Below are 17,754 nucleotides of genomic sequence, written 5' to 3' on the forward strand. Positions count from 1 at the left end.
GAGCGGTCCGCCCGTCGGCGTTCACGGCATGGCGTAGGCTGTGCCTGATGACGAAGAAAACTGGAGCCCTTGCGTGAGCAACCGACTTTTCGACGCCTACTTCACCCAGCCGGCGATGCGCGAGCTGTTCTGCGACCGCGCGCGCCTGCAGGGCATGCTCGACTTCGAGGCCGCCCTGGCCCGCGCCGAGGCGCGCTGCGGGGTGATCCCGGCCGCCGCGGTGGCGCCCATCGAGGCCGCCTGCCGCGCCGAGCTGTACGACTTCGACGCCCTGGCCACGGCCATCTGCAGCGCCGGCAACTCGGCCATCCCCATGGCCAAGGCGCTGGGCCGCCAGGTCGCCGCGACGGACGCGCAGGCCGAGCGCTACGTGCATTTCGGCGCCACCAGCCAGGACGCCATGGACAGCGGCCTGGTGCTGCAACTGCGCGCCGCCGTCGGCCTGCTGGAAGACGACCTGGCGCGGCTGGGCGCGGCCCTGGCCGAACAGGCGCGCCAGCACGCCGACGTGCCCATGGCCGGGCGCACCTGGCTGCAACACGCCACGCCGGTGACCCTGGGCATGAAGATCGCCGGCTGGCTCGGCGCGGTCACCCGTCACCGCGAGCGCCTGGCCGAACTCAAGCCGCGCCTGCTCAGCCTGCAGTTCGGCGGCGCCTCCGGCAGCCTGGCGGCGCTGGGCGACGACGGCTTCGCCGTGGCCGAGGCGCTGGCCGAGGAGCTGCGCCTGCAACTGCCGGAACAGCCCTGGCACACCCAGCGCGACCGCCTCGTCGAATTCGCCGCCTGGCTCGGCCTGGTGGCCGGCAGCCTGGGCAAGCTGGGCCGCGATCTCAGCCTGCTGATGCAGACCGAGGCCGGCGAAGTCTTCGAGCCCTCCGCGCCGGGCAAGGGCGGCTCCTCGACCATGCCGCACAAGCGCAACCCGGTGGGCGCCGCCGTGCTGATCGGCGCCGCCACCCGCGCGCCGGGCCTGGTGGCGACGATGCTGAGCGCCATGCCCCAGGAGCACGAGCGCAGCCTCGGCCTGTGGCATGCCGAATGGGAAAGCCTGCCGGAGCTTTGCTGCCTGGTCTCCGGCGCACTGCAGCAGGCGCTGCTGGTGGTGCCGGGCCTGGAAGTGGACGCCCAGCGCATGGCCCGCAACCTCGACCTGACCCGCGGCCTGGTGCTGGCCGAGGCGGTGAGCATCGCCCTGGCCCGGTGCATCGGCCGCGACGCCGCGCACCACCTGGTGGAGCAGTGCTGCCGCCAGGCCGTGGCCGAAGGCGCGCACCTGCGCCAGGTGCTGGGCGGCAACGCCGAGGTCTGCGCGCAATTGAGCGAAGCCGAGCAGGACCGGCTGCTGGATCCGGCCCACTACCTGGGCCAGTGCCGCCGCTGGGTGGAACGCGCCCTGGAAGAACACGCGCGCCTCGGCTGAGGCGCGACAGACAAGCGAGAGAGAACCCGATGGACGAGAAACAACGCTACGAAGCCGGCATGCAGGTCCGCCGCGCGGTGCTGGGCGACGCCCACGTCGACCGCAGCCTGCAGAACCGCACCACCTTCAACGAAGAATTCCAGGAAATGATCACCCGCCACGCCTGGGGCGACATCTGGACCCGCCCCGGCCTGCCGCGCCACACCCGCAGCCTGGTGACCATCGCCATGCTCATCGGCATGAACCGCGAAGGCGAACTGAAACTGCACCTGCGCGCCGCCCGCAACAACGGCGTGAGCCGCGAGGAGATCAAGGAAGTGCTGCTGCAAAGCGCGATCTACTGCGGCATCCCGGCGGCCAACGCCACCTTCCACCTGGCGGAGGAAGTGTGGAACGAGCTGGGGACGGAGTCGCTGGAGGGGTGAGCCCGATCTAACGGCGTATAACCGCGAACGGCCCTACGCTATGGCGCTTTTCGTAGGAGCGAGCTTGCTCGCGAATGGTGTCTACCTTCGGCGATGGAGTATCAGAGGGATTCCGGCCCCCTCTCCCCAGCCCTCTCCCTGAAGGGAGAGGGGGCTTGTCCGTGCCGAGAGGAGGAATGGTTTCAGCCGGTAATCACTGTGCTAGCCGGCTAACGCCGAAGTATCAGTATCTGCCCAACGGTCCCCTCTCCCTTCAGGGAGAGGGTTAGGGAGAGGGCGTTCTTGAGGATGCGCTCCGGACCTCCCGGTAGAACTCCATTCGCGAGCAAGCTCGCTCCTACAACCACCAATCCCCTCACGGCATCCGATCCGCCACGAAATCCGCCTTCGAACGCACCTCCAACTCCGCAACTGCCGGCTAACTCCAGCGTTCCCGTTTCTGCCCAACGGTCCCCTCTCCCTTCAGGGAGAGGGTTAGGGAGAGGGCGCTCTTGAAAATGCACACCAAACCTGCCCGGTAGAACTCCATTCACCAGGCGTAGGGCGGATAACGTTCCACGTTATCCGCCGTTTGGCCTTGGTTCCCGGCGGCTCCGAGGCTGACCTTGGCGTTGGCTGTGGCTTCGGTGTATCGGCGTATAACCGCGAACGGTTATACGCCCTACGGCATCCGATCCGCGACGAAATCCGCCTCCGAACGCGCCTCCAGCTGCCCCTTGCGGCAAGCGCGCTGGAAGCGCTCGAAGTCCCGCTCGTTCTGCAGCGCGTAAGCCTTGGCGTAATGCACCAGCGCATCGTTCAGCGCATCGCTCTTGCCGATGTAGCCGGCGATCCGCGCCGCCTGGCCGCCGGACTTGGCGTGGGCGCAGGCCAGGGCCCGGCCGCACACGCGGGCGTAGGCGAGGAAGGCGTTTTCGTCGAAGGTCTCCAGTTCCGCCGAGACCTTCATGTCGCGCAGCTGGCGCACGTAGAAGTGGCGGCCGCCGGGGCCGGTGGTCCAGCCGAGGAAGAGGTCGCTGGCCGACTGCATCAGGCGCTGGCCGTCCACCACCCGCTGGCCCTGGTGGCGGGTGCGCAGCTTGCTGCGCACGTAGCCGGACAGCACCGAGGGGCGGGCTTCCTTGAACTGCAGGAACAGCGGCTGCTCCTGGGGATCGGTGAGCAGCGCCACCAGGCAGCGGGTGCCGACGCTGCCCACGCCCACCACCTTGAACACCAGGTCCTGCACCTCGAAGCGGTCCAGCAGGTCGCGGCGGTCGGCCTGCAGGGTGGCGCGATAGTCGCGCATGAAGGTGTCGTGCAGGTCCTGCCAGTGCTCCAGGTCCATCCAGTCGTCGTCCTTGTCCAGCAGCGAGGTCGAGGCGTGCAGGTGGAAGATTTCCGGCAGGTCGTCGCGGATCTGCAGGCGGCCCTTGGCGTCGCGCTCGGCGATCTTCGGCAGCAGCTCGGCGTGGGTGCGCCGGTTGGCCTTCTCGATGGCGCGCTGCACGTGCTCGCGCAGGTCCTTTTCCTTCTCCTGCTCCAGCGCCACCTCGTAGTCGATGCGCCCGTACCACAGCTCCAGGGCGCCCATCTCGGCGCACTCGGCCATGTTCTGCTGGTAGGAGGCGACCAGCTCGTGGCAGGCGTTCTCTTCCACGCTCTCGCCGTGGCGCAGGTCGCGGGCGGCGATGAGGAAGCTCGCCACCAGGCGCTTGAGGTCCCATTCCCAGGGGCCGGGGTGGACCTCGTCGAAGTCGTTGACGTTGAACAGCAGGTTGCGCTCGGGGGAGGCGAAGCCGCCGAAATTCATCAGGTGGCAGTCTCCGCAGATCGGCAATTCCATGCCCATGTCCGGGGTGCCCGAGAGGTCGTGGGCCTGGAGCAGGGCGCTGCCGCGGAAGAAGGTGAAGGGCGACACCAGCATGCGCCCGTAGCGCAGCGCCACCAGCGACTGCACGCGGCCGGCGCTGGAGGCCTCGATCAGCGGCAGCGGGTCGCGGTCGATTTTCCCGGGTTCGGAGTGGCTGCTGCGCGGGCACTTATCGCGGGCGTCCTTGCCCTGCTTGCGGAGTTCCTTGATGTCCATCGTTCACCTCCAATCCCGGGGCCATGAGTTCGAGCTTAGAGGCTGGCCAGGGGCCTGCAAGTCGGCGCCTTGGGCTGGCCTGGAAAGGGCATTTCTGCGATGGTCGCGGCGTCTCGTCGTCAGGAAGCGTCCATGTCCGCCATCGCCATTGTGCTCGCCCGTCCCGCCAAAATGCCCTGGCGCGCCCTGGGCATCGCCCTCGGCCTGCTGGCCCTGGCCGGCTGCAGTTCGCAGTCCGCCCGCCAGGCGCCGGAGCCGACGCCGGCGCAGGTGCGCGCCACCCTGGCGCAACTGCTGCCGGCCAAGGTGAGCGACCGCAGCGGCTGGGCCACGGACATCCAGGCGGCCTTCGCCGCCCAGCGCATCCGCCCGAGCACCGAGAACCTCTGCTCGGTGCTGGCGATCACCGAGCAGGAATCCAACTTCCAGGCCGACCCGCAGGTGCCGGGCCTGGGCCACATCGCCCGCGGCGAGATGCAGAAGCGCGCCGCGCGCCTGCACGTCCCCAACTTCCTGCTCGACGCCGCCCTGGCGTTGAAGTCGCCCACCGGCAAGAGCTACAGCCAGCGCCTGGACGCGGTGCGCAGCGAGCGCGAGCTGAGCGCCATCTTCGACGACTTCATCGGCATGGTGCCGCTCGGCCAGCAGCTGTTCGGCCGCTTCAACCCGGTGCGCACCGGCGGTCCCATGCAGGTCAGCGTGGCCTTCGCCGAGCAGCACGCCGAGGGCTACCCGTACCCGCTGAAGGGCAGCGTGCGCCAGGAAGTGTTCAGCCGCCGCGGCGGCATGTACTTCGGCATCGCCCACCTGCTGGGCTACCCGGCGGACTACCAGCGGCCGCTGTACCGCTTCGCCGACTTCAACGCCGGCTGGTACGCCAGCCGCAACGCCGCCTTCCAGCGCGCGGTGAGCCTGGCCACCGGCATCCCGCTGGCGCTGGACGGCGACCTGATCCGCTACGACTCCAGCGCCGCCGGCGCTACCGAGCTTGCGGTGCGCACCCTGGGCCCGCGCCTGGGCCTGAGCGACAGCCAGATCCGCCGCGACCTGGAGCAGGGCGAGCGCGCCGAATTCGGCGAGACGAAGCTCTACGCCAAGGTCTTCGCCCTGGCCGAGAAGAACGAAGGCAAGCCCCTGGCCCGGGCGGTGCTGCCGGGCATCACCCTGCACAGCCCGAAGATCACCCGCAACCTCACCACCGCCTGGTTCGCCCAGCGCGTGGACGAGCGCTACCAGCGCTGCCTGGCGCGCGCTGGCAAGCGCTGACCGCCGCAGGCCGCCTTGCGCTGGCCACCCGGCGCCGCGAATAATCCCGGGCCCACTCCCGACGAGGCGCCCAGTATGCCCGCATCCTTCCCTCCCGTCCTGCTCGATGCCCTGCGCCAGGCGCGGCACCTTGTGGTGTTCACCGGCGCCGGGGTTTCCGCAGAGAGCGGTATCCCCACCTTCCGCGATGCCCTGAGTGGCCTGTGGCAGCGCTTCGATCCCGCCCAGTTGGCCACCCCCGAAGCCTTCGCCGAAGACCCGGCTTTGGTCTGGGGCTGGTACGAATGGCGGCGCATGAAGGTGCTGGCCGCGCAGCCCAACCCGGCGCACCGGGCCATCGCCGAACTGGCCGCGCGGGTACCGCGCCTGAGCCTGGTGACGCAGAACGTCGACGACCTCCACGAACGCGCCGGCAGCCCGGCGGTGATCCACCTGCACGGCAGCCTGCACCAGCCGCGCTGCGTGGCCTGCGGCCGGGCCCACGACGGCCTTTCGACGAGCCTGCGGGAACCGGAAGAGGGCCGCCGTCTGGAACCACCACGCTGCGTCCATTGCGGCGAGCGGGTGCGCCCCGGCGTGGTGTGGTTCGGTGAAATGCTCCCGGAAGCCGCATTGGAGGAAGCCTTCGCCGCCGCCAGGGCTTGTGACTGCCTGCTCTCCATCGGCACCTCCGGCGTGGTCCAGCCCGCCGCGATGATTCCGCAACTGGCCGCGGAAAGCGGCGCCGTGGTCGCCCACGTCAACCCGCAGCCGGTGAGCGTGCGCGGGCCGCGGCAGTTCAGCCTGGAAGGGCCTGCCGGGGTGGTGTTGCCGGCGTTGAGCGAGGCGGCTTTCGGTTATCGGAGGCAGGTCTGAAGGAGGGGGGGCTTCGGGTAGCTACCAGGAGTCATAGGGAATGCCGTGCTGGTCGATATAGTCCTTGGTGGCTGGCTCCAGGGATGGCCATGCATACTGCCCGTTGGTCTTGCCTTGCGATGGGCCGAGTTTTTCAATCACCGCCTTGTAGCGGCCGATTTCCTTCTCTTCTAGGCAGGGGCCGCCGACCCAGGCCTTGGCGATGCCGCCAGGGGCCATGCCAATGGAGATCATCTTTCGGTAGTCGGTTTCCCAACTTTTGGTGCCCAGGCAGTAGGCCTGCTGGGGTTTGAGCATCTCATCGCGGACCCACTGCGGGATGTTGATGCGCACGTTGTAGGTCTGGGGTTCCACGAGGGACTGCCAGCGGACGAAGATGATTTCCGGCAGATCGACGCCCATAACGGGCTTCATCTTGCCGCTGCCGTTCCACCAGCCCGCGGTCTTGTTGTTGTAGGCCACGACGCCGGCATGAACGCGTTCATAGGCCAGCCCGCGCCTGTCCACCACATCGACGCTTTCGACCCAGACTTCCATGTATTTCGGCGCACCTATGCCGACGTACCAGGCGTTGTAGGGCAGCTTGGGGCGACCTTGGCTTGTGCTGCAGCCCGTAAGCGTGGCTGCTGTAATGCAGAGCAGGAGCGCGTTCGTGATGAGGGGTCTCCTTTGACGCCGATTACCAGGAGTCATAAGGAATGCCTTGTTCTCGAATATAGGCTTGGGCGGCTTCGGTCGGCGGGCGGTAATAGATCCCCTTTGAATGCCCTTCATAGGGGCCCCGCTTATCGATGACTCCCTTGAAACGCCCGATTTCCTTCTCCTCGAGGCAGGGGCCGCCGACCCAGGCCTTGGCGATGCCGCCAGGGGCCATGCCGATGGAGATCATCTTGCGGTAGTCAGTTACCCAACTCCTGTCGCCCAGGCAGTAGGCCTGCTGGGGTTTGAGCATCTCATCGCGGACCCACTGCGGGATGTTGATGCGCACGTTGTAGGTCTGGGGTTCCACGAGGGACTGCCAGCGGATGAAGATGATTTCCGGCAGATCGACGCCTGTTACCGGCTTCAATTTGCCCATGCCGTTCTTGGGCCAGCCGACAGGGCTTCCGCTGTAGCCGACGACCCCCCCATGTACGTGTTCGTAGGCCAGCCCGCGTCTGTCCACCACATCGACACTTTCGACCCAGACCTCCATGTATTTCGGCGCACCTATACCGACGGACCAGGCGTTGTAGGGCAGCTTGGGTCGACCTTGGCTTGTAGCGCAGCCAGTAAGCGAGACTGCAATTAGGACGAATAGGAGCTTTCTCATTCCGGGTAACCCTGCTGCGGTTTGTTGCTATAGGACAGCCGCCGATTCGGTGCGGGTTTGTTGACCATCACTCCGCTGCTGGGAGTCCAGTGGGCCGACAGGTGTATGTAGCGTATCCGTAGCAGGCGATTGTCTTCCTTGCTCAAGCGAAGAGGGGCGCCTTGGGCATAGGCCTGGATTTTGGTGGCGATAGAGTGAAGCTCGCCGGGTATTTCAAAGCGGCGATCTTCGGCGTTGAGAGTGTCGAAAGGTGCACCATGTTGTAAGGCCAATTCACGCATCACCCGAAGCGCCACCCGTGACAGTTCGCCTCGTACCCGACGCTGAATGGCTATGGCAACCAACGCCCTTTGCGACACGTCATGTTCATTGGCGTTGGGGAAATGCCAGCCGACCGGCTCCATCTGGCCATCGCCGGGCAGTCCGTCCAGTTCCAGCCGGGCGACTTCAAGCTGGGCCTCCCGCCATACCGAGCTGCGTTCCAGGGGCATGTTGGGGCTGACCCGGGTGGCGCGTGGCCGGCTCAGCAACAGTTTCTCCTGCATCAGGGCCGGGTAGCCGCCGCCGATGTCCGAATGTGCGCCGGGCAGGGAAATCTCCTGGTGGTGCGGGGCTACGCTTGTCAGGGGAAAGTTCCAGCGGCGTTCGTCGGCCGCGGTCAGTTGTACGACCTTGCGCGCGCAACCGGGGGGCAGGTAGAGGTTGATGCCGGGGTTGAGGTCGTTGGCTGGGCTCCAGTCGCCGCGCAGTGGGTCGACGATGGCGGCCACGGTATCGAACAGGCCGATGAAGTTGATGCGGACGTCGGTAGTCCAGTCGAAATCCGCCAGCAGGCCGAACTGCCCGGGCTTTAATACTTCGCCCAGGATGCCGCCATCGGGCTTGAGCACTTCGTTGGCGAAGTGGCGGGCTGCCGCCGCGCCGCGGCTGAAACCGAAGAGGTCGAATTCGAGACGGGCTATACGGGGGGCTGGGTTGGTTCTTATGAACAGCCGTAGTTGCTCTTTGATCGTTGCGGGGCTTTGTATTACGCGTTGCAGTACGCCGGTTTCTCCCAGCCCCGTTGCTTGGCTGACGCGTGAGTCCGGCGCGCCGCTGGTGGTGCCTATGCCTTCGATGTAGAAAGGCACGAAAGCCATGGTGGCATCGGGTTCTAGTGGGTCCCGTGCATGGTCTGGGTAGAGTTCGGATAGCAGGGCCACATTGCTCGGTGCATTCCCGTAGCTGTCATTCGGATGGCTCTGGAAGACGCCATGCTCGTCCGGGGCGCTGAAGCCGAAGCGTTCGCAGATGGCGATGGTGTCCAGCAGGGTTTCCTCGCCGAGCTGCTGACGGTCGTCTTGGCGGCAGCGCTCGGTCAGTGCCGCGTTGGCCAGGTTGTTGCCGGTGCCGTCGAAGAAGGCTGCCAGGCGCAGGGTCAGGCCTGGCGTCTCGTCCAGCTCTTCTTCTTCGTCTTCCTCTTCCGGTTCTTCCTGGTCAGTGGCTACTCGCACGGCCTGGCCGTCGAGCTCGAGTTGCTGGAATGCCTGCAAGGCCTCCAGGCTGGGGAAGCGCAGGTGTACGCCGCTGGCCATTTCGCCTGGCGGCTGCCAGTCCAGGCCGACGCTTTCCTCGGCCATCAGGGTGTGGGTCTGGCTGGCGATCAGTCGATGGCTGCCGGGCGGGCAGCCGCAGCTGACTACATGGTCATGGCCGGCCACCGGTTCACCGTTGGCCAGCCAGGTAGGGTTGCCTTCTGCGATCAGCCCGACGCTGCCACATCTCGGACAGCGCACCGGGTCGTTGCGCCGCGCAGCGAGGCGATGGCCGATGATCAGGTCAGGGGAGCCGGCGAGCACCTGGCCGCCGGTGGTAGTGCTGTCGTCCTTGCGAACGACGAAACGCTGGCCCATGTTGCAACTCCTGCAAGCATTCGGATGAGTCCGGCTGGCAGGAAATGCCTTTGTCGAGGGTTTGGCTGTCGGTGGTTTCTTGGCTGGGTGAGAGGCTTTTCCGGTTGCTTGCAGATTCGATCACAGTGCTCAGGCAATGCCGTCCGGCCGGGCGATTTCCAGCTCCGGCAGCGGTTTGCCCAGCAGCCCCGACCAGTACGGCGAACGCCAACGCGGCCACGCCGGCGACGGCCTTGCGCAGCAACCGGGCGCTGTGCGCGGCGAGCATGCCGATGGCCAGAGTCGGTGCTGCGGCGCATCAGCCAGCCACGGGAGAACTACCGGCGCTTCGAGAAGGCGCCGGCAGTGGCGCGCTACATCGAGCGGGTGCGCCTAGCCGCGGCCCAGGCGCGTCAGTAACGCGGCCTTCACCGCCGGCCACTCGTCGTCGATGATGCTGAAGCGCACCGAGTCGCGCTTGCGCCCGTCGGGCATGATCCGCTCGTGGCGGACGATGCCCTCCTGCACCGCGCCCAGGCGCAGGAGGGCGGCGCGGGACTTCTCGTTGAGCACGTCGGTGGTGAACTGCACGCGCACGCAGTGCATGACTTCGAAGGCGTATTCCAGCAGCAGGAACTTGGCCTCGGTGTTGATCGCCGTGCGCTGCGCCGAGGCGGCCAGCCAGGTGTGGCCGATCTCCAGCTTGCGGTTGGCGCGGTCGATCTTCCACAAGCGCGTGCTGCCGACGATGCGCCCGCTGCGCCGGTCGCGGATGGCGAAGGGCAGTACCGTGCCGGCGTCGCGCCCGGCCAGGGCCTTGTCCAGGTAGGCGTCGATGCCGCCCGGCCCCGGCACCACCGTGACCTTGAGCTTCCACAGCTCGCCGTCGGCCGCCGCGGCGAGGAGTTCGCCGGCCTGTTCGCGGGCCAGGGGCAGGAGTTCGGCGTGCTCGCCGGTGAGGCGTGGCTGGGGCTCGGGGGCGGTCATGGCGGTTTCCTTGGCTGGGCCCCCGAGCTTGCCGCGTCCGGGCGCGGAAGCAAAGCCGCACGCTAGACGTGGCTCAGCTGCAGGTCATGGATGATGCACACCGAACCGTCCGTGGCCAGGGTGGCGCTGGTGTAGTCGACCTGGTTGTACACCCCGCCGTGGAAGTCGAAGGCGTGGCCGGCCCAGTCCGGGTCGAGGGTCATGGGCGCGAGGTTGGAGGTGCGCCCGTCGCAGCTGGCCTGCACCGTGATCACGGCCGAGGCGGTGGCGTGGATGAGGATGCTGAAGCGCGCGCCCAGCGGCACCTTGTCCAGCACCGTGCTGTTCACCGGGTCGGGCTGGTCGAAGTGCTGACGAAAGCCCAGGGTGATCTTGCCCTTGTTCCAGAACACCTTGACCACCGGGCTGTCGTCGTTGAGCACGTGCATCTGCGAGATCACCACCTTCTGCGCCGAGTTCACCCGCGTCAGCGTCATCTCCTGGCGGTTGCTGTGCTCGCGCGCGCTTTATCCAGCAGCCAGTACTTCGCCTCCTTCCATTCGCAGCGGGTGCGCTGGGTGCTCTTGCTGGATGCGCCGAGGGTCGGCGCGGTGAACTGCACGCTGCCGTCGGGCTGGCGCGTGACCAGCTCCGGGTACTGCTGCAGCGCCTGGCTGCCGGGGATCTCCAGGGCCACCGGGTTGGTGGCCGAGCGGGGGACGGGCAGGCCGATGGTCAGGTTGTCGATGTTCACGCTCATGTCGTCAGTCCTCTGCTGTGGGAAGGGCGCAAGCGAAAAGGCAGGCGCGGGGCCTGCCTGATGGATGCGACTGACGACGGCGGCGAATGCTCAGGATTTCCGCATGAGCGGTAGGCCGGGGCAGGGCGCCGGGGTGGCCGGGGCCCTGCCCGTGTGGCGGCTCAGCGCCCGCCCAGCTGGCCGCGGCGGTACTCGCCCTGGCGCTCGAGCATCCAGCCGGGGTACTCGGCCGGCAGCGCGCTGACCTGGTCGAGGGTGGCCAGTTCTTCGGCGCTCAGCTCGACCTGGGTGGCGGCGATGTTGTCCTCCAATTGCTCCAGGCGCTTGGCGCCGATGATCACGCTGGTCACCGCCTCCTGATGCAGCAGCCAGGCCAGGGCCACCTGCGCCACCGATACGCCCTTGGCTTCGGCGATGCCGCGCATGGCGTCGATGCAGTCGTAGGCGCGTTCGCGGTTCACCGGCGGGAAGTCGAACTGGGTGCGCCGGCTGCCGGCCTCGGCCTCGCCGCCGCGGCCGTACTTGCCGCTGAGCAGGCCGCCGGCCAGGGGGCTCCAGACCATCAGGCCGACCTTCTCGCTGCGCAGCAGCGGCACCAGTTCGCGCTCCAGGTCGCGGCCGGCGATGCTGTAGTACGCCTGCAGCGACTCGAAGCGGGCCAGGCCCAGGCGCTCGGCGCTGCCCAGGGCCTTCATGATCTGCCAGGCCGCCCAGTTGGAAACGCCGACGTAGCGCACCAGGCCCTGGCGCACCAGGTCGTCGAGGGCGCGCAGGGTTTCCTCGATCGGCGTGGCCGGGTCGAAGCCGTGCACCTGGTAGAGGTCGATGTGCTCCAGCTGCAGGCGCTCCAGGCTGGCCTGCACGCCGCCGGCTATGTGGTAGCGCGACAGGCCGCGGGAGTTGGCGCCGCGGGTGCCGGTCTCGCCGAACACCTTGGTGGCGATCACCACGTCCTCGCGGGGCACGCCGAGGTTCTTCAGGGCCTGGCCGGTGATGACCTCGGAGCGGCCCTCGGAATACACGTCGGCGGTGTCGATGAAGTTGATGCCGGCCGCCAGGGCCGCGCCGACCAACTGCTCGGCCTCGGCCTGCTGCAGCTTGCCGATCTGGCTCCACAGCTGGCCTTCGCCGCCGAAGGTCATGGTGCCCAGGCAGAGTTCCGAGACGAACAGACCGGTGTTGCCGAACTTTCTGTAGCGCATGGCGAGCAATCCTCGGGAGGGGGCAGGGAAGGCGCCGCTGCCTCGCGCAGCGGCGGACGCCACCAGTATGGGCGCCGCGCCCTGGAAGGACGGCGCTCGATGCTGCCGCATTCTTGCCTATTGCTGCCGGCGCCCGCCTCAGGCCATGGGCGGCAGGCGGCGCTTGACCGGAGTCTTCTTGACGATGGCGGTGCTGGTCTCGGCGTAGGCGTTGAGGCGGTCGAGCAGGGTGTCCAGCTGCTCCATGTCGCGCACGCACAGGCGGGCGACGAAGCAGTCGTCGCCGGTGATCTTGTCGCACTCGGTGAACTCGGGGATGGCCTGGATCTGCCGTTCCACCTCGTGCAGCCGGCCGGGCAGCGGGCGCACGCGGACGATGGCCTGGAGCAGGTAGCCGAAGGCCTTCGGGTCCACCTCCAGGGTGTAGCCGCGGATCACCCCGCGGTCCTCCAGCTTGCGCAGGCGTTCGCCGACGCTGGGCGCGGAGAGGCCGCTGACCTGGGCCAGGGCCTTGAGCGACAGGCGCGAGTCTTCCATCAGGGCGGCGATCAGCAACTGGTCGATTTCGTCGGTCATCTTCGGCTCGTTAGGTGATTGTGGGCAGATGCCTTGATAGTAAAGGCAGTATTTCGAGAGTGCCTTGCGTTTGCGATGGAAGGACAGGGTTGGGCCTTGTCATGCTGTAGGCACACCTTGCAGGAGGAAGCCCCATGGACAAGTCCCTTCAACGCGGCACCCTGGAGATGACCGCGGCCATGCTGATCTGCGGCACCATCGGTTGGCTGGTGCTGGTGTCCGGCCAGCCGGTGCTGGACGTGGTGTTCTGGCGCTGCGTGTTCGGCGCCGCCACCTTGCTGGTCGCCTGCGCCCTGCTCGGGATGCTGCGCCCGGGCGTGCTGAGCCTTTCCGCCTTCGGCCTGGCGCTGCTCAGCGGGGTGGCCATCGTCGGCAACTGGGTGCTTCTGTTCGCCTCCTATTCGCGGGCGTCCATCGCCATCGGCACCGCGGTGTACAACACCCAGCCCTTCATGCTGGTGCTGCTGGCCGCGGTGTTCCTCGGCGAAAAGCTCAGCGCGCGCAAGCTCGGCTGGCTGGGGCTGTCCTTCGCCGGCATGCTGGCTATCGTCAGCGCCCATGGCAGCGGCGGGCCGGGCAGCGACTACCTGGGCGGCATCGCCCTGGCCCTGGGCGCGGCGCTGCTGTATGCCTTCGCCGCGCTGATCGTCAAGCGCCTGCAGACGGTGCCGCCGCATGTGATCGCGCTGGTGCAGGTGTGCAGCGGCGTGTTGCTGCTGGCGCCCCTGGCCAACCTCTCGGCGCTGCCGCAGCAGCCTTCGGCTTGGGCCTGCCTGGCCGCCCTCGGCATCGTCCACACCGGGCTGATGTACGTGCTGCTCTACGGCGCCATCCAGAAACTGCCGACGGCGCTGACCGGCGCGCTGTCGTTCATCTATCCGGTGGCGGCGATCCTGGTGGACTGGGTGGTGTTCGGCCACCGCCTGGGCCTGGCGCAGTGGCTGGGCGTGGCGGCCATCCTCCTGGCCGCGGCCGGCATGCAGCGCGACTGGGGGCTGCCGCGGCGGCTGGCCGCGCGCTTCGCGTTGCGCGGGACGGATTACGGAAAGCGCTGAGGCGTGGGAATTTTTCCCCGGGAGCCGACTCAAACTCCCACCAAGTCACGCCATGGGTGAATGATGAACTACAAGCTGTTGCCGATGATCGGAGTCGCCGCGCTGCTCAGTGCCTGCGGCGGCAAGGAAGCGGAAGTGTGCGCCAGCAAGGACATGCGCGACCAGTTGGTGAAGGTGTTCACCGACGGCCCGCTGTCCGGCCGCGGCGACCTGCTCAAGGACGTGGAGCTGCGCGACGCGGCCATCCTCGAGAAGGACCCGGACAGCGGCGTGCTCGAATGCGTGGCCACCTTCCGCGTGCCGGTGGGCCAGCAGGTGGTGCAGGGGCCGCTGGAGTACCGCATCGCCCCGGCGGCGAAGTCCGATCATGACTATCTGTTGCTGTTCACCAAGAGCGAGCGGGCGCTGGCGCTGGCCGATCGGATTCAGCGGGTGTTCCCGGCGGCGGGGACGTCGCAGTGATGATGGGAGTGTAGGAGCGAGCTTGCTCGCGAACCTCCTGGCGGCTGCGGTGTATTCGGTTGACTCCGTTCCCTCACCCCAGCCCTCTCCCGGAGGGAGAGGGGGCCGTTTGGCGTGAGTGGTGAATCCAGAGTCAGCCTGAAACGCCTGTCTATCCCCGCGTTCGCGGGAATGGTGAGGGTAGGAGCGAGCTTGCTCGCGAAGGGTGCTTCCTTGCGACTGCGGTGTATTCGGTTGACTCCGTTCCCTCACCCCAGCCCTCTCCCGGAGGGAGAGGGAGCCGTTCGGCGTGAGTGGTGAATCCAGAGTCAGCCTGAAATGCCTGTCTGTCCCTGCGTTCGCGAGAGTGGCGAAGGGGAAGGATGGTGCCTGACCTCCAGGCCGCTCAGGACAGCCCCCTCTCCCGCTTGCGGGAGAGGGTTGGGGTGAGGGTGCTCTTGAGTCAGGCGCCTACGCCACCGGCAAACTCCATTCGCGAGCAAGGACCAGGCGTCCCCCTCGCTCCTACGAAAAGCCGCGCTCGCCTGCAACGTAGGCGCAACTGTCTTGGCGGCTGCGCCGAAGCGCGCCTCAACGGATGGGTTGAGCCTTGGCGAAACCCATGCGGTGGTGGTGATGGGTATCGCTTCGCTCAACACCATCCTACGAAAAGCCATGCTCGCTCATCCGCGAATCACGCCGATATCACCGGCTATCGCGGACGCGTAGGCAACTGCCAGCCTCTGCAGTGGCCCGAACGCCGCACAAACGAAAAAGCCGCTCCCCCATGAGGAGGAGCGGCTTTTTCATCAGCGCCTTTCGGCGTCCGCTCAGGCAGCGTTGCCGTAGCGGGCCTGTTTCTTCTTGACCTGCTGGCGGCACGCGTCGCCGAAGGCCTGGAAGATCTTCACCGAATCGGGGTTCTTCAGCGCCTGCCATTCCGGGTGCCACTGCACCGCGAAGAGGAAGGGCGACAGGCTCGGCGCGTGGATCGCCTCGACCAGGCCGTCTTCGGCGTGGGCGATGGGCTCCAGGCCCTTGCCGAGGTTCTTCAGGCCCTGGCCGTGCAGCGAGTTGACCTGGATCGAGTCGGTCTGCAGCAGCTTGTGCAGCCAGGTGTTCTGCGCCACGCGCACGCTGTGCGCCGGGGCGTACTGCACCTCGACCGGGTCTTCGGGGTTTTCCCGGTGGTCGTTGAAGCCGGGCTCGGCGTAGACCTTCTGGTAAATGTCGCCGCCCAGCGCCACATTGATTTCCTGCATGCCGCGGCAGATGCCGAAGATCGGCAGGCCACGGGCGATGGCGGCCTTGATCAGGGGCAGGTCGAAGAGGTCGCGCTGCTTGTCCTGGGCCTTGCCGGGGGTTTCGTTTTCCTGGCCGTAGAGGGCCGGGTCGATGTTGCTGCCGGCGCCGGTGAGGTAGACGCCGTCGGCCATGTCGAGGTACTGCTCGAGATCGTCGATGCCGCAGCAGGTCGGCACCAGGACCGGCACGCAACCGGCGATGTCGCTGATCGGGGTGATGTACTTGTGGGTCATCACCTGATAGTCGTGGCCCTTGCGTTCCTGGGCGCCCATGGACATCAGGACGACGGGCTTGCGGAGTTTCTGATTGTTATTGCCAATGTTGCTGTTGGACATATGTCACCTTGGGACAGGCTCGGCCTGTCGTTTATGTGCAGGCGCGGCCGGGAGGGCGCTACCTGGGGCTCCGAGCACTGCCGTAGCGGGGCTGGAAGCGCCCGCAAACGGTCGAAGCCTGCCCACCAGCCTGCCAGAGCCGTAAAATATGTCAAACAATTTCGCTTTCGATCGTTAAAAATAATGGCCGAAATTCACGGTGATTTCGTTTTCAAGTCGCTGTATTTAAAGGGTTTTTTATTTAATTCGATAAATATCGGTCCATTATTTTTTACGGACCAGGCCTTTCGTGAAAATTATACTGAACATTTTCACGGAAGATCGCCGGGCACGCGCCGGCCGTGCCCTTGAGCGGGCGCCGCGTCTGAAGCTTTCCTGCGGGGGCGCTGGCGCCCGGCCGGTCAGCCGGGCAGTTCGACCTTGCCGGGCGGCAGCGGCGCCTTGGCCGGGTCGCCGCTGAAGGCTTCCACCCGGTTGCGCCCGCCGTGCTTGGCGGCGTACAGGGCCACGTCGGCGTTGCCCACCAGGGCTTCCTGGCTGGCCACCGGGCCCTGGGCGGTGGAGGCCACGCCGATGCTCACCGTCAGGTGGCCGCGGGCGGCCCAGGCGTGGGGCAGTTGCAGGGCCTCGACGGCGGCGCGGATGCGCTCGCCGATGGCGCAGGCGCTGGCCAGGTCGGCGCCGGGCATGACCACGGTGAACTCCTCGCCGCCGAAGCGCGCGACGAAGTCGCAGTGCTCGCGCACGTTGTCGCGGATGGCCTCGGCCACGCGGCGGATGCCGACGTCGCCGGCGAGGTGGCCGTAGCCATCGTTGTAGAGCTTGAAGTGGTCGATATCCAGCATCAGCACGCTAAGCGGCTCGGCGTGCCGCGCACAGCGGTGCCATTCGCGCTTGAGCGTCTCGTCCAGGTGGCGCTTGTTGGCGATGCGGGTGAGGTCGTCGGTGCGGCTGAGCACCGCCAGCTCCTGGTTGGCCAGCGCGTACTTGTGCGCCAGCACCTGGTGTTCCCAGGCCAGCTTGAGCGCCTCGTTGAAGCGGATCTGCAGGCGCCGGCCCATTTCCGCGATGAACGGGCAGACCACCCAGGCGGAGACCGCCAGGAAGGTCGCCTGGGGCTCGGGGTCGCGGAAATAGGCGATGCCCAGGAAGAAGAACATGGGCACGTGGAAGGCCAGGTGCGCCGGCCAGTAGGACACGTTGCTCATGGCCACCATCACCGAGGCCAGGGCGATGCAGCCGTAGATCACGTCCTCGTAGGGCGTGCCGTAGCTCATCAGCCAGATGGCGCCGATGCCCCAGGCCAGCCCCACGGCGCCGCACTGCAGCATGGTCAGGCGCGCCCAGGTCTGCGGCGCCAGGCGCTGCGGGTTGCGCCGCCAGGCGTACACCAGGCCCAGGCGCACGCTCATCAGCAGCACCAGCACGGCGAGCCACAGGCAGCGCCCGAGCAGGGGCGCGCTGGCATGGTAGACGCCGAACACCATGGTGCCGGAGAACACGTTGCCCACCGCGGTGGACGGGCTGGTGGAGAACAGCGTGGCGACGCGCTCGGCCAGGTAGTCCTCGGCGGGGCGCTCGGGCAGCGGTGGCGGGTTGGTGTCGGGGTAGGCGGTCATGCCTGGGCTCCTGGGTGCGCCCCGGGACGGTGCGGCGGGGGCGGGCGCAGGCACGCGCCGGCCCGGCGCGCTGGCGCCTCGGTCCATGGCGGTGCGCTTGCCCGGCCCGACCGATGGCTTCCGTTGCGCGGGAAAATGCAGTGATGTCTCGGCGCCATCATGCCTGGAGTGCGATGGGAATTCGAGCCCGCGGACGACGGAAGGCAGCGCCGCCGGGCGGGAAGCGGAAAGCGAGACGCCCCCTCTCGCTGGGCGAAAAGGGGGCGTTTTTCTTG

Annotated in this window: 15 protein-coding genes and 1 pseudogene; 6 read left to right on the top strand and 10 right to left on the bottom strand. The window is 67.4% G+C overall.

The window, feature by feature from the left end; translation table 11 throughout:
• Positions 1-73: 73 nt before the first annotated feature.
• Both FG99_RS22645 and pcaC read left to right on the top strand, forming a co-directional pair.
• The gene (locus FG99_RS22645; RefSeq protein WP_043272425.1) at positions 74-1,423 is read left to right on the top strand and encodes a 3-carboxy-cis,cis-muconate cycloisomerase; all 1,350 of its coding nucleotides are present in this window, start codon (positions 74-76) and stop codon (positions 1,421-1,423) included.
• A gap of 29 nt (positions 1,424-1,452) precedes the next feature.
• Complete coding sequence (pcaC, locus tag FG99_RS22650) at positions 1,453-1,848, top strand: 4-carboxymuconolactone decarboxylase (protein WP_043272426.1); 396 nt, start codon at positions 1,453-1,455, stop codon at positions 1,846-1,848.
• 661 nt (positions 1,849-2,509) lie between these two features.
• On the opposite strand, the gene FG99_RS22655 is transcribed toward pcaC, so the two are convergent.
• Entirely contained in the window at positions 2,510-3,916 is a 1,407-nt protein-coding gene (locus tag FG99_RS22655; protein WP_043272427.1) for a DUF2252 domain-containing protein, read from the bottom strand.
• A 171-nt stretch (positions 3,917-4,087) separates the two neighbouring features.
• Here FG99_RS22655 and FG99_RS22660 point away from each other — a divergent pair, with 171 nt between their 5' ends.
• Positions 4,088-5,182, top strand: coding sequence for a DUF1615 domain-containing protein (locus tag FG99_RS22660; protein ID WP_043272561.1), 1,095 nt, complete (start codon positions 4,088-4,090; stop codon positions 5,180-5,182).
• A gap of 75 nt (positions 5,183-5,257) precedes the next feature.
• The gene (locus tag FG99_RS22665) at positions 5,258-6,037 is read left to right on the top strand and encodes an SIR2 family NAD-dependent protein deacylase (protein ID WP_043272428.1); all 780 of its coding nucleotides are present in this window, start codon (positions 5,258-5,260) and stop codon (positions 6,035-6,037) included.
• 21 nt (positions 6,038-6,058) lie between these two features.
• Here the strand turns inward: FG99_RS22665 and FG99_RS22670 are convergent, their stop codons facing one another.
• The 7 genes and pseudogenes from FG99_RS22670 to FG99_RS22700 form a co-directional block, all read right to left on the bottom strand.
• The gene (locus FG99_RS22670) at positions 6,059-6,730 is read right to left on the bottom strand and encodes a DUF2931 family protein (RefSeq protein WP_081884702.1); all 672 of its coding nucleotides are present in this window, start codon (positions 6,728-6,730) and stop codon (positions 6,059-6,061) included.
• Entirely contained in the window at positions 6,717-7,349 is a 633-nt protein-coding gene (locus FG99_RS22675) for a DUF2931 family protein (RefSeq protein ID WP_043272429.1), read from the bottom strand. Before FG99_RS22675 ends, FG99_RS22670 begins: the two co-directional genes overlap by 14 nt.
• The gene (locus tag FG99_RS22680; RefSeq protein WP_043272430.1) at positions 7,346-9,241 is read right to left on the bottom strand and encodes a PAAR domain-containing protein; all 1,896 of its coding nucleotides are present in this window, start codon (positions 9,239-9,241) and stop codon (positions 7,346-7,348) included. The genes FG99_RS22675 and FG99_RS22680 overlap by 4 nt, the downstream gene beginning before the upstream one ends.
• Positions 9,242-9,613: 372 nt before the next feature.
• Positions 9,614-10,207, bottom strand: a complete 594-nt coding sequence (locus FG99_RS22685) for a GNAT family N-acetyltransferase (RefSeq protein WP_043272431.1) — start codon at positions 10,205-10,207, stop codon at positions 9,614-9,616.
• 62 nt (positions 10,208-10,269) lie between these two features.
• Positions 10,270-10,946 (bottom strand): annotated as a pseudogene (locus FG99_RS22690) (polysaccharide lyase family 7 protein).
• Positions 10,947-11,107: 161 nt separating this feature from the next.
• The gene (locus tag FG99_RS22695) at positions 11,108-12,148 is read right to left on the bottom strand and encodes an aldo/keto reductase (protein ID WP_043272432.1); all 1,041 of its coding nucleotides are present in this window, start codon (positions 12,146-12,148) and stop codon (positions 11,108-11,110) included.
• A 138-nt stretch (positions 12,149-12,286) separates the two neighbouring features.
• The gene (locus tag FG99_RS22700) at positions 12,287-12,724 is read right to left on the bottom strand and encodes an Lrp/AsnC family transcriptional regulator (protein WP_009618069.1); all 438 of its coding nucleotides are present in this window, start codon (positions 12,722-12,724) and stop codon (positions 12,287-12,289) included.
• Between the two features lie 134 nt (positions 12,725-12,858).
• On the opposite strand from FG99_RS22700, the gene FG99_RS22705 reads away from it, so the two are divergent.
• The gene (locus tag FG99_RS22705) at positions 12,859-13,779 is read left to right on the top strand and encodes a DMT family transporter (protein ID WP_043272433.1); all 921 of its coding nucleotides are present in this window, start codon (positions 12,859-12,861) and stop codon (positions 13,777-13,779) included.
• Positions 13,780-13,839: 60 nt separating this feature from the next.
• On the top strand, positions 13,840-14,241 hold the full coding sequence (locus FG99_RS22710; RefSeq protein ID WP_081884703.1) for a hypothetical protein: 402 nt from the start codon (positions 13,840-13,842) through the stop codon (positions 14,239-14,241).
• 809 nt (positions 14,242-15,050) lie between these two features.
• Here the strand turns inward: FG99_RS22710 and FG99_RS22715 are convergent.
• Together FG99_RS22715 and FG99_RS22720 are read right to left on the bottom strand one after the other, a co-directional pair.
• Positions 15,051-15,860, bottom strand: coding sequence for a gamma-glutamyl-gamma-aminobutyrate hydrolase family protein (locus FG99_RS22715; protein WP_043272434.1), 810 nt, complete (start codon positions 15,858-15,860; stop codon positions 15,051-15,053).
• 401 nt (positions 15,861-16,261) lie between these two features.
• Positions 16,262-17,479 (bottom strand): GGDEF domain-containing protein, encoded by a 1,218-nt coding sequence (locus FG99_RS22720; protein ID WP_009618077.1) that lies wholly within the window; start codon positions 17,477-17,479, stop codon positions 16,262-16,264.
• Positions 17,480-17,754: the final 275 nt, after the last annotated feature.

Source organism: Pseudomonas sp. AAC, from assembly GCF_000725445.1.
GTDB lineage: Bacteria > Pseudomonadota > Gammaproteobacteria > Pseudomonadales > Pseudomonadaceae > Pseudomonas > Pseudomonas citronellolis.

Bases quoted from the DNA above. Each gene is read 5' to 3' on its own strand.
- FG99_RS22710 (WP_081884703.1), top strand. From the start codon at position 13,840: ATGATGAACTACAAGCTGTTGCCGATGATCGGAGTCGCCGCGCTGCTC.
- FG99_RS22695 (WP_043272432.1), bottom strand. From the start codon at position 12,148: ATGCGCTACAGAAAGTTCGGCAACACCGGTCTGTTCGTCTCGGAACTC.
- FG99_RS22715 (WP_043272434.1), bottom strand. From the start codon at position 15,860: ATGTCCAACAGCAACATTGGCAATAACAATCAGAAACTCCGCAAGCCC.
- FG99_RS22720 (WP_009618077.1), bottom strand. From the start codon at position 17,479: ATGACCGCCTACCCCGACACCAACCCGCCACCGCTGCCCGAGCGCCCC.
- FG99_RS22670 (WP_081884702.1), bottom strand. From the start codon at position 6,730: ATGACTCCTGGTAATCGGCGTCAAAGGAGACCCCTCATCACGAACGCG.
- FG99_RS22665 (WP_043272428.1), top strand. From the start codon at position 5,258: ATGCCCGCATCCTTCCCTCCCGTCCTGCTCGATGCCCTGCGCCAGGCG.
- FG99_RS22675 (WP_043272429.1), bottom strand. From the start codon at position 7,349: ATGAGAAAGCTCCTATTCGTCCTAATTGCAGTCTCGCTTACTGGCTGC.
- FG99_RS22700 (WP_009618069.1), bottom strand. From the start codon at position 12,724: ATGACCGACGAAATCGACCAGTTGCTGATCGCCGCCCTGATGGAAGAC.
- pcaC (WP_043272426.1), top strand. From the start codon at position 1,453: ATGGACGAGAAACAACGCTACGAAGCCGGCATGCAGGTCCGCCGCGCG.
- FG99_RS22685 (WP_043272431.1), bottom strand. From the start codon at position 10,207: ATGACCGCCCCCGAGCCCCAGCCACGCCTCACCGGCGAGCACGCCGAA.
- FG99_RS22660 (WP_043272561.1), top strand. From the start codon at position 4,088: ATGCCCTGGCGCGCCCTGGGCATCGCCCTCGGCCTGCTGGCCCTGGCC.
- FG99_RS22680 (WP_043272430.1), bottom strand. From the start codon at position 9,241: ATGGGCCAGCGTTTCGTCGTTCGCAAGGACGACAGCACTACCACCGGC.
- FG99_RS22655 (WP_043272427.1), bottom strand. From the start codon at position 3,916: ATGGACATCAAGGAACTCCGCAAGCAGGGCAAGGACGCCCGCGATAAG.
- FG99_RS22705 (WP_043272433.1), top strand. From the start codon at position 12,859: ATGGACAAGTCCCTTCAACGCGGCACCCTGGAGATGACCGCGGCCATG.